The following is a 17238-nucleotide window of genomic DNA, read 5'->3' as shown; positions in this document are numbered from 1 at the left end:
ACAGACCCCGGCAAGTATCAGAGTAGACGCGGACCCGAAGAATATTTTTGTAGGTGAGCCCCGGCAGGTTATGAGCAGATGAAACACTGGACGGCATGCTGAATATAAAGCGAGGCAGTTTAATGAGCTACATCATTATAAAAGGTGCACGAAGGGGAACGTCGTTCCTTTTGTCATCAAAGGGCAAATTCGTGGCGGCGTGACACTGGGGGAGGTTTTCCGTGTGTCATTTTGCGGATTGGGCGAGGATGGCCTTTTCCAGCCACTTTTTGCGGCGGTAAATGATGGCGTAGACTACGCCGCGCAGGCCCCAATCGATAACGAACAACACCCATATCGACGCAACCGGCCAGTGCAAGACCATAATGAAAAGATACATCAGGGGTATGCGCACCAGCCAGGTGAATACTGTGGAAATATACATGGGGGTGCGGGTGTCTCCCGAGCCTTTGAGGATGCCGCTCAAGACCATGGTGGCGGCAATGGTCAGCTGCTCCAGTGAAGCGATGCGTACCAGGAGTCCGGCGGTTCTGATGATATCCGGCTCATCGGTGAACAGGGAAGCGATGAAATAGGGAAACAGGGCGAAGAGCACCCCGATGAAACCCATTAAAATCCCTGCCATCTCCAGGCAGCCCCGGCTGTTCTGTGATATTTTATTACGATCAGAAGCCCCAACCGCCTGTCCTACCAGGGTCGTAGCGGCAATGGCCAGCCCAAAACCGGGCATAAATGAAATCGACTCCACCACGATGGCCACCTGATGCGAGGCGTAAGCCACCGTACCCAGGAAGACCAGCAAGTAGGTAGAGGTCAGTTGGGCTGCAGTCGTGAAAAGCTGCTCCACCAGACCGGGGATGCCCAGGCTGAGAACCCTGCGGATGATATTTAATCTCAGGGCGAAAATGCTTCGCCACGGCACTGTCAATTCGGTGCAGTTGCTCATCAAAGCCCACAGGGAGAGGATAAATCCCAGGAAGTGGGCTATACTGGTGGCCACCGCCGCCCCGGCCACCCCCATAGCCGGGAAGCCGAACCAGCCGAAAACCAGGACCAGGTCTCCCACCACATTGAACGAATTGGTGATGATGCCTATTTTCATGGGAATGTCGGTGCGCCCCAGCCCCCGAAAGATCGAGCTGATTATGTAGTAAATCAAGGCCGGCGGGACCAGGGCCAGGGTGATGCGCAGATAGGCGAGGGCTTGCTGGCTGACTGCGGCCTCTACTCTGAAGAGGGCCAGAATCTGCAACAGGTAGACCTGGGTTAAAACTGCGGCCGTCAAACCTATGAACAAGGCCATTAAGAGGCTCTGCCCGGCCACCAGTGCGGCTTCATCAAGCCGGTTGGCGCCTTTGGCCTGGGCCACCAGTATTGATGTGCCGATGCCCAGGGCATTCAAGAATAGAACCAGCGAAAAGAATATCTCAGCGCCCAGGCTGGCAGCTGCCAGCGGGACTGCGCCCAGCCGCCCTACTACAGCCACATCAACGACCCCTACCAGCATGTAGAGAATCATTTCCCCCATGGCCGGCCAGGCGATTTTCCAAATGGTAACCCGCAGGTTTTTATCTCTCCATATCAGCATAGCATTCTCCATATTGAACAATTGGAGACGGTTCTTTTCTGTCACTCAACTGGAGGCGACAACTGGTGGGGAAGGTGCTTCGTCTCTACTTGTCACCCGGCGGCGAACTGGCTGTTGTAGAGGCCGGCGTAGAAGCCGCCCCGGGCCAGCAGGCTCTGGTGCGTCCCCTGCTCGATGATGGCGCCCTGGTTCATCACCAGGATCAGGTCGGCATCGCGTATGGTCGATAAGCGATGGGCGATGACAAAACTGGTGCGCCCCTTCATTAAAGAACCCATGGCCTTTTGAATCAATACCTCGGTGCGGGTGTCCACATTGCTGGTGGCCTCGTCCAGAATAAGTATGGCCGGATCTGCCAAAACCGCTCTGGCGATGGTCAACAGCTGCTTTTGCCCCTGCGAAATATTGGAAGCTTCTTCATTCAAAACCGTATCATAGCCATCCGGCAAAGTCATTATAAAATGATGGGCATGAGCCGCTCTGGCCGCAGCCACAATCTCTTCAAAACCGGCCCCTTCCCGGCCGTAGCCGATATTATCGCGAATAGTGCCGTTGAACAGCCAGGTATCCTGCAAGACCATGCCGAACATGGTGCGCAAACCCCCGCGCCGCATATCCCGGATATCCACCCCGTCTACAGTGATGACCCCTCCCTGCACCTCGTAAAAGCGCATGATCAGGTTAACCAATGTGGTCTTGCCGGCCCCGGTCGGGCCCACTATAGCCACGGTCTGCCCGGCCTTGACCTGGATGCTCAAATCCTCCATCAACAGGGTATTTTCAGCATAACCGAATTTGACATGCTCGAAACACACCTCACCCCGGGGAAAGGGAATGACCGCCGCATCCTCGCGGTCGGGCCTTTGCTCCTCTTCATCCAAGACCTCGAAAACCCGCTCCGCCGAAGCGATAGTGGACTGCAGGATATTGGCGATATTGGCCACCTGAATGATGGGATGGGTGAACTGACGCATATATTGGATAAAGGCCTGCACATCCCCGATGAAGATAGCCCGCTGCGCCACCAGGAGGCCCCCCACCAGAACCACCAGAACGTAGCCGATGTTATTGACGAAATTTATGGCCGGAAAAATAATCCCCGACATGAACTGGGCCTTCCAGCCCACCTCGTAGAGCCCCTGGTTGATCTGCCTAAACTTCTCCACCGAATCCCGTTCATGCCCAAACACCTTGACGACTTTGTGCCCGCCGTACATTTCCTCCACATGGCCGTTCAGCTCGCCCAAGACCTTCTGCTGCTCTGCAAAAAAACGCTGCGAATAGCGTGCCACTATGGCGGTTACCACTGCGCTCAAAGGCAGGGTCACTATAGCGATCAGTGTCATCAGGGGGCTGATGGAAAGCATCATCACCAAAATACCCGCCAGCGTCACCACCGAGGTAATCAGCTGTGTCAGGCTCTGCTGCAGCGTATTGGCGATATTGTCCATATCATTGGTCACCCGGCTCAGTATCTCGCCATGGGTCTGCCGGTCGAAATAGCCTAGGGGCAGGCGGTCAAGCTTATCTTTTACGTCATTGCGCATGACAAACACGGTTTCCTGCGCAACGCTGGACATAATATAGGCCATCAGAAATGCAAATAGTGAACTCAACAGATACAGACCCACCAGCATGAGCAGGATCCTGGCAATATAATCGAAGTCGAATCCGGGCAGGGGCTGCCCTCGCAGCTGCTCAACGTACCAGGCGGGCAGATTTTGCTCAACGGCCTGCTGCAGCTGCACATAGTGGTTGTAGCGAAGCATCACCCCTTCTCCAAGCTTGGTGACGGCCATACCCATCACCTTGGGGCCGACTATGGCAAACAGGGTGCTGGCCACCGCCAGCATAAACACTACCAGCATGCGGTAGCGCTGGGGGCGCAGATAATCCGCCAGCCGTTTCAGGGTACCCCTGACATCGCGGGCCTTTTCGCCGGGCATCCCCAGGCCGCCGCGCCAGCCCCGGCCGTGGGCGTGCCTGGACTTCGGCCTGGGGGGAACCTCCGGTTTACCAGCTTGTTTATCCGGTTCAGACTGCTTCATCAATTTGCTCTCCCTCGGATGGCGGTAATGGGGGACCGCCCCCAGTTGTCACTGTCATCGTCACCATTATCACGCAATCTCCTCTTCCGACAACTGCGAGAAAACGATTTCCCGGTAAACCTCGTTTTCCGCCAGCAGTTCCGTATGGGTACCCATCCCCACCATCCGGCCTTGATCCAGAACCAGGATCTGGTCGGCATCCATAACCGTGCTGACCCGCTGCGCGACGATAATAACCGTGGATTGGGCGGTTTCTTTTTTAAGAGCCGCCCTCAGCCGGGCATCGGTTCCGAAATCAAGTGCCGAAAAACTGTCATCAAAAATATAAATGGCCGCTTTACGAACCAAGGCCCTGGCGATGGAAAGCCGCTGCTTCTGGCCGCCGGAGAGATTGGTTCCTCCCTGGGCGATCACCGCATCGTATCCTTCCGGCAGCTCGGCGACAAATCCATCGACCTGGGCCACCGCAGCCGCATGCCTGACCTCTTCATCGCTGGCATCATTCTTGCCATAGCGAATATTCTCAGCCACAGTGCCGCTGAAAAGAATCGGGGTCTGGGGCACAAAACCAATCCTCATCCGCAGATCATCCTGGCTCATATCGCGCACATCCAGCCCGTCCACCAGAACCTGCCCCCGGTCCACATCGTAGAAGCGCGGAATCAGATTTATCAAGGTTGACTTCCCTGAACCGGTGCCGCCGATAATAGCGGTAACCTTACCGGGGCGGGCCGTAAAACTGATAGCGCTGATAGCCGCTTGTTCCGCGCCCGGATAGGAAAAGGCCACATCACGGAATTCCACCAGTCCGGCAGCAGGTGCGGTTTTGGCCTGAGGCGGGTCGATGATGTCAGGGGCCATATCCAGAACCTCATTGATGCGCGTGGCAGAGGCCTCGGCCCGCGGCAGCATGACAAACATCATAGTAACCATAATAATAGAAAACATAATCTGCATGGCATATTGGATAAATGCCATCATATCCCCGATCTGCAGATTGTTCCCTGCGATGCGCAGCCCTCCGAACCAGATAATGGCCACAGAGGTCAAATTCATGAAAATCATCATCACCGGATTCATGGCTGCCATGATTTTATTCACCTTTATAGCAATGTTGGTCAAATCCCGGTTGGCCGCCTTAAAGCGCCGGGTCTCGCTATCCAGGCGGTCAAATGCCCGGATAACCCGGATTCCGGTCAGATTCTCCCGCAACACCAGGTTAACCCTGTCCAGTTTGGCCTGCATAGCTTTAAATAAAGGCACCACCGATTTGGCCACCAGTCCGATGCCCAGCATCATCAGCGGCAAGACCACCGCCAGGATCAGAGTCAGCCGGGGATCCTTGGAATAGGCCATGAAAATGCCGCCGATGCACATTATGGGGGCAGTGACCATAAAGCGCAACCCCATGACTACCACCATCTGCATCTGGGTGATATCGTTGGTGGTGCGGGTGATCAGTGAGGCGGCACCGATTTTGTCAAATTCATGCAGGGAATAGCTCTCCACCCGCGAGAAAACAAGCTTGCGCAGGTCGCGCCCGAAACCCATGCCGGTCACCGCCGCGAAGTAGCTGGCCACGATGGCCCAGATGCTGCTCAGCATGGCCACCACCAGCATATAGCTGCCGTAGCGCCAGATATAGGCGGTGTCGCCCTTCATCATGCCGTTGTTGACCACATCGGCCATCAAGGTGGGCAGATACAGCTCGGCCAGGGTCTGGGCGAAGAGTATGATGGTCACCACCACCAGGCTTAAGGTATAGGGTTTTAAATAAGGAATCAATCTTAGCATAAAGTTTTTCCTTTGCGACAAATAAACAAATAGAGGGTGACAAATGAGGAAGGTGCTTTTTGTCAGCCCCCATTTGTCTCCCAATTATCACCGTCAGCTCCCGCCGTTTCCCTGTAAAATCTCCTGAGCCCTTTTTATTATCACAGAGAGTTCAGCCAGGTCATCGGGGGGCAGAAGCTTCAAACGCTGGCAGAAGGCTTGCTTGATCTTATCACTGACTTCATCCAGGGTCTGCCTGCCCATTTCAGTGAGCTCCACCCGCTGCACACGCCGATCCTGCTGGTCGCGGTAGCGGTTCACCAGGCCGGCCTCGACCAGTTTGCCGATCGAGGGGGTGAGCTGTTGCTTGGAAATCTGCAGGCAAGCAGCCAATTCGGTCATTGACAAAGGCCCCTGTTGGTGCTGCAAGGCCGTGACAATATGGAATTGCACCGGGCTGAGGCTCACCCTGGCGATATGATCCGCGGGGCGAACATAATTATCGCGCATGTAAACCAGCATTTGAAAAAAATCTTTGACCAAATCTTCCCATTGCTCCATGGATTAAGCCCTCCCATACCGTCTGTATCAGTATAATTCTCTCCTATTAATAAAGTAAATGGATATTTACTAAAACGCCGTCAGACCCCACGGACAACTCCGCCCCGATACGGGCAAAACCAGGCTTGCCCATCCGTATTTACATCTTTGCCCCCCCCGCTTCGAATAAATGAAAAGCCGCTAAAATCCCGGTGAAAACCTATTAAATTCAATAAATCGATCAATTGGAACATATTCCCGCCAGCCTATAATTGAAATAATGTGGTAATATTAGGAAACAGTTGGATTTCAAAAAGAGCCCGGAGGACTTGCAGATCCCCGATATGGCGGATGCATTTACCCGTAAATTATACAGCCCCTATCTCAGCTGTCTGCCTCTTGATAACTTCAGTTACGTCTCAAGATGAATGTGGATAATAGGGGCAGCTTCACTGAATTCATCCGCACCCCGGAGCGGGGGCAGGTGTCGGTCAATATCTCCAGGCCGGGGATTACCAAGGGCAACCGCTGGCACCATAGCAAGAATGATAAATTCCTGGTGGTGAGCGGGACCGGAGTGATCCGTTTTCGCCAGGAGGGGAGCAATGAGGTCATCGAGTATCACGTCAGTGGGGAGAGATTAGAGGTAGTGGATATACCCCCGGGCTATACCATAATATTGAGAATCTGGCGATACGGATCCGGTGACGATTATGTGGGCCAATGAGTGCTTCGATCCGGTCAAGCCCGACACCTGTTATTTGGAGGTATAGGAGTGAGTGCAACAGACAAGCTTAAACTGATGACCATAATCGGAACCAGGCCGGAAATCATCCGTCTGTCCGAGGTGATAAAAAAAGCGGACAGGTACTTCCGGCATATCCTGGTGCACACCGGGCAGAACTGGGACTATAACCTCAATCAGATCTTCTTCGAAGATTTAGGCTTAAGGGAGCCCGATTATTTTCTGGATTCGGTCGGTGCGGATCTGGGCGAGACCATTGGCAACATCATCGCCAAGAGCTATAAGGTGTTAAATGAGGTCAAGCCGGATGCGTTGCTGATCCTGGGCGACACCAACTCGGCCTTGTCGGCCATAGCCGCCAAGCGGCTCAAGGTGCCGATTTTCCATATGGAGGCCGGCAACCGCTGCTTCGACGAGAATCTGCCCGAGGAGACCAATCGCCGCATCGTCGATCATATCGCTGACGTCAACCTGTGCTACAGTGAGCATGCCCGCCGCTATTTGAATTACGAGGGGGTAGCCAGGGAGCGCACCTTCGTGACCGGCTCGCCCATGGCGGAAGTGTTGACCGCCAATCTGGATAAAATCAGGAACAGCAAGGTTTTGGAGTCATTGCAGCTCGAGCCCCGGCGCTATATTCTGCTCTCCGCTCACCGCGAAGAGAATATCGACCAGGAGAAGAATTTTTTCGCCCTGATGGATGCGGTCAATGCCATGGCCGAGAAGTACGGCCTGCCGGTGATATACAGCACCCATCCCCGCAGCGCCAAATTCATAGAGCAGCGCCGGTTCACGTTCCACCCCCTGGTGAGAAATTTGAAGCCTTTCGGTTTTTCGGACTATAACCATCTGCAGCTCAACGCTTTCTGCGTGGTCTCTGACAGCGGGACCCTGCCGGAGGAAGCCTCCTATTTCAAATTCCCGGCGGTGTGCGTCAGAACCAGCACCGAGCGCCCCGAAGCCCTCGATAAGGGGAATTTTGTGTTGGGCGGCCTGGGCGCTGGCGAAGTCCTGCAGGCCGTTGATCTGGCCGTTTCTATGGGCTGGAATGGCGACCTCGGGATCGACGTGCCCGACTACGTGGACGAAAACGTCAGCACCAAGGTTATTAAGATTATTCAGAGTTATACCGGAGTGGTTAATCGGAAGGTTTGGGGGAAGTCGTGAATAGTATAGCGCCCCCCACTGTCAGCACCAATCGTCAACTCAGATCCTGCTCCTTCTGATTCAGTTGGGGTTCTTGATAATGGAAGCAGTTCGGCATCTGCAGGTGCGGCTACCCCAGCCATATATTTCGGCAGGCAAAGGGCCGATTGAGACGAGTCCTTTGTCTGCCGGCCTCTTATTCCCTTCGCAGAATAACGAACGAAGCAACCACAGGATTCAAGTTTGCAAAGTTTATAAACTGCTTCATTGCCTTCTAATCCTCCATTCAATATCCGAACCATACAAACTTGCCGGGTAACTTTCAGCTATATAAATCAAGAATAGAAAAGAAACAGGTATATCGATTATAGAGGCTTTAATTTTATTAAGGCGCTTGTCTTATTCATGTCAGAACCTGTCTATTTAAGAGGAAATAAGTTGACAAGTTATTATTGTTTGGAGACTGGATAAAAGCCTATGCTTTTAAATAAGGAGAATTCTGAGGAATTTTGGAAATCCATCTTTAATGTTAAATACCGTTGTCCCTGATAATCTAGGTAGTATTTTAAATGAACTCCCAATACTTCCAACGAAAAAGGCAATTTTGCTTGGATGGGCCGCCCCTATACCATTAATCATAGAAATGAATACTTTAGAGGAAAAGGATCGTCCAAAATCAAAAGACCCTGAGTTCTGGGGTGTTTGGACTAGAAAAGAAGAAAGAGATATTAATTGGAAAAGCATTAGTGATGAATGGCAGAAAGAGGACAATATTTAGTGATCTTGCTCCCCTGTCGGATGAAGTCAGGTGCTATAACTTATTTCAAGAGAGGAGAGTAAAGATGCTTAAGTTAGCAGAAGGAAGTTTAGATTGGGCATTATTACATATTGAGAATTATGGGGATACTGATATTTTTCCAATACCGTTTGAATTCCAGACTATTCGTAATAGATGGGAACAAGATATTCGTCCATGGTTAAAAAGTCAAGACATCTTAAAATGGATTCCAAGGCCGTATAGGAGATGCCTTACTCCCAAACATAGATACGGCTTTCGAATATCTACTCAACTAGATCCTTTAGAATCAATTGTTTTCACCTCGTTAGTTTTAGAAATTGGTAAAGATATTGAATCAGCCCGGATACCAAAGGAAGAAAATATTGCATTTTCACACAGATTTGCCCCAAACGTTAATGGCAAAATGTACAATCTCGGATATTCATGGGATTCATTTCAGGATTATTGTAGAGAGCTTGTAAAAAGCAATGAATATAGTTATGTTGTTTTAGCAGATATTGCGGATTTTTACCCTCGAATCTATTTCCATCCGTTAGAAAATGCGTTGAGTGAATGTACACAAAAAAATAATCATGTAAAGGCTATAACTTCAATGATAAAGAACTGGAATTTCAATGTATCTTATGGAATACCAGTTGGAGCGGCTGCATCTAGGCTGTTGGCTGAATTGGTTATAGATGATGTCGATAGAGGATTATTAAGTGAAGGAGTAAAACATTGCCGTTACGTTGATGATTATCGCATCTTTTGTAAAAGTGAACGAGAGGCATATGAAAAATTAGCTTTATTAGCCAATACTTTATTCGAAAATCATGGACTTACTTTACAACAACATAAAACAAGGATACTATCCATAAGTGAATTTAATAATTTCCATCTCCAAAGAGAGAACAGCCAAGAGTTAAATAGTTTAAGTGAAAAATTTTATCAAATTCTAGAAGATTTGGGGATGGAAAATAGATATGAAGAAATTGATTATGATGACTTGGAGCCAGATGTAAAGGCTCAAATAGATAGCTTAAATCTAAAAGGTATTCTTGAGGAACAAGTGCTTTCAAAGGAGACGATTGATATTCCGTTAGTTCGCTTTGTGCTAAAACGATTAAAGCAAATAGATAGTGAGGAATCAGTTGATTTTGTATTAAAAAATATAAATCAACTATACCCTGTTTTTAAAGATGTGATTACATATATCACAAATCTCCAAGTGCTAAGTATAGATAAAAAGCATGAAATTGGTAACAAGCTCGTTCAATTGCTTGATGATTCTATTGTTTCGCATCTTGAATACCATCGTCTATGGCTTTTTGATACATTTACAAAAGACCGTGAATGGGATAATGAAGGGAAATTTGTGAGTATATATAATAGTTACCATGATGAATTTTCACAAAGGAAATTAATATTAGCTTTAGGTAGAGCTCAACAACATTCTTGGTTTAAGAGTCGTAAAAGGACTGTAAATCAAATGTCCCCATGGTTAAAGAGAGCATTTCTTGCGGCAGCAAGTTGTTTGCCAGGCGATGAGGCGGAACATTGGTATAGATCGTTACAAACCAGTCTTGATCCACTAGAGTTAGCAATCACGAAATGGGCAAAGGTAACCCCTTTTTAACGGTTCAAGATATCCTGTATAAATTACCAGCTTCTAATTATCCATATATTTACTACATATTCTGTGTCATAGCTGGTAGCACCAATGGGGTTAGAATTGTCGCATCGAAACGTGCCCGTGTATCGTTTGTCCCCCAGAAGCTTTGGCAGAAATTACTGGGATTACTGGGAAACATACAAAGCTTCGATCAATACCGTAATCCGGTCAAGTATAGTGATAAGGTGATTTCTTCAGAAAAGGAAATGTTTGAATTGGCTGATTTCTTCCTGCAATTACACTCGGAAAAAACGGTGGATTATACCCGGAAATACCGGCTTGGAGAAGCAAAAAAGGAAGTATGTGCGGCTACTGAAGCTCATGCCGCCCCTGAAGCGCCACTGGAGGATACCCCGTTACATAAAGAATTAAAGCAATACCGCTACAATACCAGTAAAGCGGAAGGGGTAAAAGCCTGTTTTATTTTCACTAATGCCCAGTTGGAGGAGCTGATCTCGATGATGTCAAAATCTCTGGCTGAACTTAAGAAAGTATCCGGTTTTGGCGAGGTGAAATGCCAAAAGTACGGAACAGCGATAATTGAAATCATTAATAGAAACCTATGCCGCCGTTTACTTAATGGGTTATTGCTTTTGAAGAGGATTTGGCTAATAGCGTGGAAGAGTTATCCAATCATGGTTATACTATTGTTATTGGCTAAGTTAGAGTTGAGGAATATGAGAATTGAGAATATCGGCCCCGTGCCTGCTTGGTCATGATCCTTTTTTCTTTTTGCCTCTTGCCAATCGCTTTTATTGTAATTACAATGGACTACATTAAGTTGTTTATAAAATTAAGGAGGTTTCAGTGGGTTTGGAAGATTACAAACTGATTGTAACCATCGTGAACAGAGGGAAAGCGGAAAAAGTTGTGGATGCTTCCCATCGAGCCGGAGCTGAGGGAGGAACCATTTTTAACGGACGTGGCACAGCTGTTCGACTACTATTAGGTATTAGCATCGAACCGGAAAAGGAAATTGTATTAACTTTGGTTCCGAAAGATAAAGCCCAGAAGATCTTGGATGTCATTGCGAAAGAAGTGAATTTGCACGAACCCAATAAAGGAATTGCTTTTATTGTTTCCCTTGATCAGGTAGTTGGCATCAACACAGACTATTGATAGAGAGATGCGGGATTATGCTGATTTACTGCCAAACAGCAGTAAATAGGTATTCAGTAGTGGGGACTTATTGAGGAGATAACCATAGCATTGGGATTGGGCTGACTTTGTTGGGCTGTCAATCTTGCTGGGAAATCTCCTTATTAGCTTTTTAACACCCCATTGGGCATTGCCGGGTCAAAGCCATAATCATAACCGACACATTAGTGTCAGTCCAACAAGTGGTCCGCCATAGACCGGCGGGATATGGTAAATCATACATAGAGTAAAAAAACATAAGCCCTAGGAAAGCCATCTATGCCTGAATTTTTCCCGTTATTCCGATGGATTAGGCTGCTATTGCCAGATAATTATCAGGTCATTTTATGATACTATTATATAGTTAGATGGATGGAGGGCTTTTTAAAACCCTAATTATCCAGAAACGGTATTCCGGCAGAAGTTTATTCATCCTTCAATAAATCCTCAGTACCCACAGAAAATGGATTGAAATTATAAAGTTAAAAAATAGGCAAATGGAATAAAGAAATGTCGGATTCTTCTAATATTGCTTAATTGATTTGGGGGTTAACTAGCTGATTGCGCCAATATAGATATGCGGCCAAACAGAGTCAGGTTTTTAGCGATTGTCGATATTATTTGTTGTGATCTTTTGCCCCCCTTTTGGATCTTACTATCAGTTCTAGCAGTAAAATAACCTATGGAGGGGGCCACAATTGTGTTAAATGTGGAACAGAACCTGGGCAGCTGGCAGGTCATTGCAGCAGCAGTCATTTTCATTACCAGTTATGCCTTTATCATTTCGGAAAAAATTAATCGATCCATTATTGCCATGTGCGGCGCGCTTTTGATGGTCATATTGGGCATTGTGGATCTGCATGTGGCCTATACGGAGCATATTCATTGGGAGACTATTTTTCTGCTCCTTGGCATGATGATTCTGGTGGGTATTGCTAACAAAAGCGGCATTTTCCATTATATAGCCATAAAAGCAGCTCAAAGCGCCAATGGGGATCCTGTAAAAATATTGACCAGACTTGCCTTGCTAACGGCTCTGGGGGCGGCTTTGATCGATAATGTGACCATGGTTTTATTGATTGCTTCCATCACCATTGTCATTGCCCGGGTTCTGCATATGAATCCGGCTCCTTTCTTAATCACGGAAATTCTAATCTGTAATATTGGCGGAGCGGCTACCCTGGTGGGAGATCCGCCCAATATTATGATCGGTGCTGCGGCAGGCGTTTCCTTTAATGATTTCCTCGTTCATATAACCCCTATTATTATTACTCTGGTATTTATCACTATGATTTTTTTAAAATATTATTTTAAAAAACATCTTCATGTAGATGAAAAATATCAACAAAAACTTATGGATGTTGATCCCAAAGAGTATATCCGGGATACGGAATTGATGAAAAAATCCATTTTTGCCTTTGCCCTTACCTTTTTAGGCTTTGTCTTGCACCAGTTTCTGCATATTGAGCCGGCGGTGGTAGCGTTGTCCGGCGCCACAATTCTAATGCTCATCGGAACCAAAGAAAGCGATTTGGAAGAAGTGTTTCATTCAGTAGAATGGGTAACCATTTTTTTCTTCGTTGGTTTGTTTGTACTGGTGGGAGGGCTGGTCGATGTGGGTATTATCAAACAAGCCGCATCCTGGATGATAGAAGTTACCAGCGGCAACATAGCCCTTACTTCTTTGATCATTCTATGGGGCGCCGGGATAGCCTCCGCTTTTGTTGACAATATTCCTCTGGTGGCCACCATGATTCCCATGGTTCAGGAGATGGGCGTACAATTAGCGCTGCCGGCGGTAGAAATCTCCACCCTCTGGTGGTCCCTTGCTTTGGGAGCCTGTCTGGGCGGCAACGGTACTTTAATCGCTTCTTCAGCAAACTTAATTGTAGCCTCCATAGCAGTTCGGGAAGGAGCTCCTATTTCTTTCGTAGATTTCCTGAAAGTGAGCATTCCGGTGACTTTGATCTCCCTATTGGTGGCTACCGGGTATGTATACTTTGTTTTCATCAAACTGGGTTTTGCATAAGGGGATATCAAGACAAGTTGCATGGTATGGCATTGAATGACTCTTAAGGGTTGCTTCCTGACCCGCCACGCTTTGGTGGCGGATGAACGTCTTGCCTACAGGGGATTCGCAAGCTGCCTGTAGAAAACTTCTTCTTGGTGGCTCAATAAGTTAGGTGATTAATTTGTTTTTGAAAAGAATTTCACTTTTGAGGGAAAACATCAGCTCCTTTAGCGATTATCCTTTTTCCATCCCCGCCATAAAAAGCTTAAATGAAATTGAGCTTAGCCGCAGTACAACCTTTTTCGTTGGAGAAAATGGCTCTGGGAAATCCACCTTAATAGAAGCAATTGCTTACCAATGCAATTTCAACACCGCCGGTGGAGGACGGAACAATTATTATGAGGTGCCTAAGTCTGAAGCCGCCCTGGGTGATTATATCAGGCTCTCCTGGCTGCCCAAGGTAAGCCATGGATTCTTCTTGCGGGCGGAGTCATTCTATCATTTTGCCTCTCACATCGACGAGGTGGATGATACCGGTTTTCGATCCTACGGTAGCCGTTCTCTTCACCACCAATCACACGGGGAATCTTTTCTGGCTTTGTTTTTACATCGTTTTAAAGGGAAAGCCGTCTATCTCCTTGACGAACCCGAGGCGGCCCTGTCTCCGTCAAGACAATTAGCATTCTTAAAGATATTAAACCATCTGACCAACAGCGGAAACGCGCAGTTTGTTATTGCTACTCATTCCCCGATACTGCTTGGTTATCCGCATGCTTCTATTCTGAGTTTTGATAATGGCAAAATAGAGCCGATTGATTATGAAATGACCGATCATTATCAGATTACCAAGTATTTCTTGAACCATAGAGAAAAGATCCTGGCGGATATCCTGAACAATGATTAGTTGATGTCTTTCTGTTGGTATATAGGCAATTATTTATGGAGTATATTGGTTTAAAGCTGTAGAATTTCGATATAATTAATCAAATGATAGTTAATCGGTTTGAGGGGTTTCATATAAGTATGGCAGAGATTGAAAACAGAGGGCTCGATGATGATTTTTTCAACTTCTTATGTAAGGCGTGCGAATCGGCTCCTGTTCACCGGACCCTGGACATTAGCCTGACCTATTTGGGGCAGGGAGCGGCGGGTCTGAAAATGAACCCCGGACTGGAATTTTCGACCATCCGGGGCAGGCTGCACGGCGGAATCATCGCGACTTTAGCGGATACGGCCATGGGTTGGGCATTTATAACCCTGGGGCGTGCCTGTATAACTATAGATATGTATACGAACTATACTGCCACCTGTTTCGCGGAAAATGAGTTGATTGCTGAAGCAAAAGTCATACATTTGGGGAGGAGGACTGGAGTTGCTGAAGCTGCTTTGTTCAATGGCCAGGGGGAGCTTGCTGCCGTGAGCAGGGGAACATTCTCTGTGCAAAAAGACGTTATGGAGGAGTTCGAAAAAGGGATTTGAGTCGGCTTTATTCCGCTTTTGCTGGTCTTCGCCACCCCGGATATTAGAAACCGCTGCCAGGCATATGGAATGTATCTGCGATTGAGTCCAACAAAAAGAACGTCGTCCCGCTGTTGGCTTGTATTCAAGTGGTCTGCCAATAGAGAAACGCTATCCGGGCCGGAGTATCATCAAGAATTATGCCATTAATTGCAATGTCTTGCAGATTTTTCTGCTCCTGTGGCGCCATCTGATAAGGAGAGTATTTATGTACGAGCAAGTTAGAGAAAACATATTTCGGATCGAAATTCCCTTGCCCCGGAATCCCCTTAGGGCTTTGAATGCTTATTTTATTAAGGGCCAAGACAGGAACCTGTTGATCGACACCGGGTTCAATCAGGAAGAATGCCGTCAAGTCATGGATCAGGCCATGCAGGAGATGGGATTTTCTATGGAGGATACCGATATTTTCATAACCCATTGTCATTCCGATCATGCCGGACTGGCCGGATATCTGGCCAAACCGCAAACCCGTATTTTCACCGGGGACTATACCGCACAGGACATCAGCCGCAATCATGACTTTTTTGTATACTTCGATAATCTGGTGCGACAGGGCGGCCTGTTGGAGATGGGATTGACGCAGAACCCGGCCGCACACCCCGGTTACAGGTACCGGACCAATGAAATCGATGCAAACAGCATCAGCATAGTACAAGATGGTACCGTAATCACCGTAGGGGACTACAGTCTAAACTGCATTCTGACAAACGGTCATGCCCCTGACCACATATGTCTGTATGATGAAAACCATCAAATTCTGTTCAGCGGCGATCATATATTGGGGACGATCACCCCTAACAACACTACTTGGGATGAACCCTGGGAGATTAAGGTGGACTATCTGGACGAATATCTGAAAAGTCTGGCCAAGATTGAGGCATTGGATATTGAGCTGACCTTGCCCGGACACAGGGAAATTATCGCGGATTGTTATCATAGAATCAAGGAACTCAGGTCACATCATGATAAACGGCTGCAGAACGCTCTGGATGTGTTAGGGGAAAATACCATGACAGCAGCGCAAGTCGCCAGTAAAATGGAATGGGATTTGAATATCAAGAACTGGGAAGAGTTCCCCACGGCCCAGAAGCTGTTCGCAACTGGAGAGGCATTATCCCACCTGTCGCACCTGGTGTGCAAAAACATTTTAAACAAGGAACTGCGTGATGGGGTGATCCACTACCATAAGTGACAAAAAAGGAGAACAAAATCGCTGCCGTGATGGTTTCAAAAAAACTAAACAACAAACTTTCGGAAAAAGCGAAAAGGAAAGCAGCAGGCTTGGGGAAGGTTCTTTTTTAAAACAGGAAAAAGAACCTTCCCCGTGCCTGCTTTAAGGAATCATTATTCCATCCCATATCGGCAACGCCGCAAAAATAATCAATGCGCGCAGTGCGAATCCCCCCACAAGAACTGAAGAATCGGCAATGATGGTAAGGTAGGAATGGTGTTGTTTTTGCCCTCCTGCCGTCATTTCAGCGGCCGCTGAAGTATCTTTAACCGTTGGCTTGGCGGCTTTCGAAGCCAGATGTTGAACAGTATAGACTGCCAGGGGGAACAACAGCCCCAGCCCAATGAATATACCCCAAAATTGGAGCGCATATTTACCGGAGATGACCAGTGCAGCAGATTTCTTGGCGATCAATCCATTTCCGCCCGAATTCATCACCCACATAAAAACGGCCACAGCGCCTAACTCTGCCAGGATGAGAAAGATATGGGTCAGATCCTCCCGGCCTTTATCAGACGCTTCTTTTTCAAAAATATGCGCCAGCAGCACGGTGATCGATAGCCCGGTGGATAGGGCGGATACAAAAAAGATGACCGGTATTATTCCTGAACTCCAGAAGGGGATGGCCTCTATCACGGAAATCAGAAATCCGGTATAGCCCCCTGTCGCCACCGCCAGTATGGCCCCAGCCCATGTGACCGCACCGGGAACCGCTTCATTTTTATAGGTGAGATACCCTTTCAAGAGGCCCACTAAAATAAAGACGGCCAGAACGATGGTGCCCCAGGTCATGACCGAACTGAAATTAGTAACCAGCCTGACCAGCAGCCAGGGTTTATAAAAACCCTGCCCCAAATCAAACACCAGCAATAATGTGCCGAGGCCCACTATCGGTCCCGCAATGTAATATCCCATTCTTTTAAGCCCGGAATTATTGCCCAGCCAGCCCAGTTCGGCGGCAAATGAAGTCAGATAAGCACCCGCCCCCAGGCCGCCCAAAAACAAGTATGTCACCACCAGCCAATTCCAGTGCATTTCCATGATTTTG

15 protein-coding genes are annotated in these 17238 nt (G+C 48.0%); 10 read left to right on the top strand and 5 right to left on the bottom strand.

The window, feature by feature from the left end:
- Positions 1–226 precede the first annotated feature (226 nt).
- From B2633_RS00935 to B2633_RS00920, 4 genes are all read right to left on the bottom strand, one after another.
- The gene (locus B2633_RS00935; protein ID WP_483168661.1) at positions 227–1588 is read right to left on the bottom strand and encodes an MATE family efflux transporter; all 1362 of its coding nucleotides are present in this window, start codon (positions 1586–1588) and stop codon (positions 227–229) included.
- A 92-nt stretch (positions 1589–1680) separates the two neighbouring features.
- Entirely contained in the window at positions 1681–3636 is a 1956-nt protein-coding gene (locus B2633_RS00930) for an ABC transporter ATP-binding protein (RefSeq protein WP_483168660.1), read from the bottom strand.
- A 69-nt stretch (positions 3637–3705) separates the two neighbouring features.
- Entirely contained in the window at positions 3706–5430 is a 1725-nt protein-coding gene (locus tag B2633_RS00925) for an ABC transporter ATP-binding protein (protein ID WP_483168659.1), read from the bottom strand.
- 93 nt (positions 5431–5523) lie between these two features.
- A complete protein-coding gene (locus tag B2633_RS00920; protein ID WP_483168657.1) occupies positions 5524–5970 on the bottom strand; it encodes a MarR family winged helix-turn-helix transcriptional regulator in 447 nt (148 codons plus the stop codon).
- Between the two features lie 403 nt (positions 5971–6373).
- Between B2633_RS00920 and B2633_RS00915 the strand changes: the two genes are divergently transcribed.
- The 10 genes from B2633_RS00915 (at position 6374) to B2633_RS00870 (ending at position 16151) form a co-directional block, all read left to right on the top strand.
- The gene (locus tag B2633_RS00915) at positions 6374–6676 is read left to right on the top strand and encodes a polysaccharide biosynthesis C-terminal domain-containing protein (protein WP_483168656.1); all 303 of its coding nucleotides are present in this window, start codon (positions 6374–6376) and stop codon (positions 6674–6676) included.
- A 75-nt stretch (positions 6677–6751) separates the two neighbouring features.
- Positions 6752–7861: a non-hydrolyzing UDP-N-acetylglucosamine 2-epimerase gene (gene wecB, locus B2633_RS00910; RefSeq protein WP_483168705.1), complete on the top strand. Its 1110-nt coding sequence runs from the start codon at positions 6752–6754 to the stop codon at positions 7859–7861.
- 505 nt (positions 7862–8366) lie between these two features.
- Entirely contained in the window at positions 8367–8618 is a 252-nt protein-coding gene (locus B2633_RS00905; RefSeq protein WP_483168654.1) for a hypothetical protein, read from the top strand.
- A gap of 64 nt (positions 8619–8682) precedes the next feature.
- The gene (locus tag B2633_RS00900; RefSeq protein WP_483168653.1) at positions 8683–10254 is read left to right on the top strand and encodes an RNA-directed DNA polymerase; all 1572 of its coding nucleotides are present in this window, start codon (positions 8683–8685) and stop codon (positions 10252–10254) included.
- A complete protein-coding gene (locus B2633_RS00895; protein WP_483168652.1) occupies positions 10230–11009 on the top strand; it encodes an HRDC domain-containing protein in 780 nt (259 codons plus the stop codon). The genes B2633_RS00900 and B2633_RS00895 overlap by 25 nt, the downstream gene beginning before the upstream one ends.
- Before the next feature lie 88 nt (positions 11010–11097).
- On the top strand, positions 11098–11409 hold the full coding sequence (locus B2633_RS00890; RefSeq protein ID WP_481038328.1) for a P-II family nitrogen regulator: 312 nt from the start codon (positions 11098–11100) through the stop codon (positions 11407–11409).
- A 718-nt stretch (positions 11410–12127) separates the two neighbouring features.
- Positions 12128–13456, top strand: coding sequence for an ArsB/NhaD family transporter (locus B2633_RS00885; RefSeq protein WP_483168650.1), 1329 nt, complete (start codon positions 12128–12130; stop codon positions 13454–13456).
- A 163-nt stretch (positions 13457–13619) separates the two neighbouring features.
- Entirely contained in the window at positions 13620–14342 is a 723-nt protein-coding gene (locus tag B2633_RS00880; protein WP_483168649.1) for an AAA family ATPase, read from the top strand.
- 119 nt (positions 14343–14461) lie between these two features.
- Positions 14462–14917, top strand: coding sequence for a PaaI family thioesterase (locus B2633_RS00875; RefSeq protein WP_483168648.1), 456 nt, complete (start codon positions 14462–14464; stop codon positions 14915–14917).
- A 247-nt stretch (positions 14918–15164) separates the two neighbouring features.
- Positions 15165–16151 carry an MBL fold metallo-hydrolase gene (locus B2633_RS00870; protein WP_483168647.1) on the top strand — a complete coding sequence of 329 codons (987 nt, stop codon included), beginning with the start codon at positions 15165–15167 and terminating at the stop codon, positions 16149–16151.
- Positions 16152–16292: 141 nt separating this feature from the next.
- On the opposite strand, the gene nrfD is transcribed toward B2633_RS00870, so the two are convergent.
- Positions 16293–17231, bottom strand: a complete 939-nt coding sequence (nrfD, locus tag B2633_RS00865) for an NrfD/PsrC family molybdoenzyme membrane anchor subunit (protein ID WP_483168646.1) — start codon at positions 17229–17231, stop codon at positions 16293–16295.
- Positions 17232–17238: the final 7 nt, after the last annotated feature.

It is taken from the genome of Syntrophomonas sp. UBA1041 (assembly GCF_002316705.1).
Taxonomy (GTDB): Bacteria; Bacillota; Syntrophomonadia; order Syntrophomonadales; family Syntrophomonadaceae; genus DTU019.
This window is presented reverse-complemented; position numbering and strand designations above follow the sequence as displayed.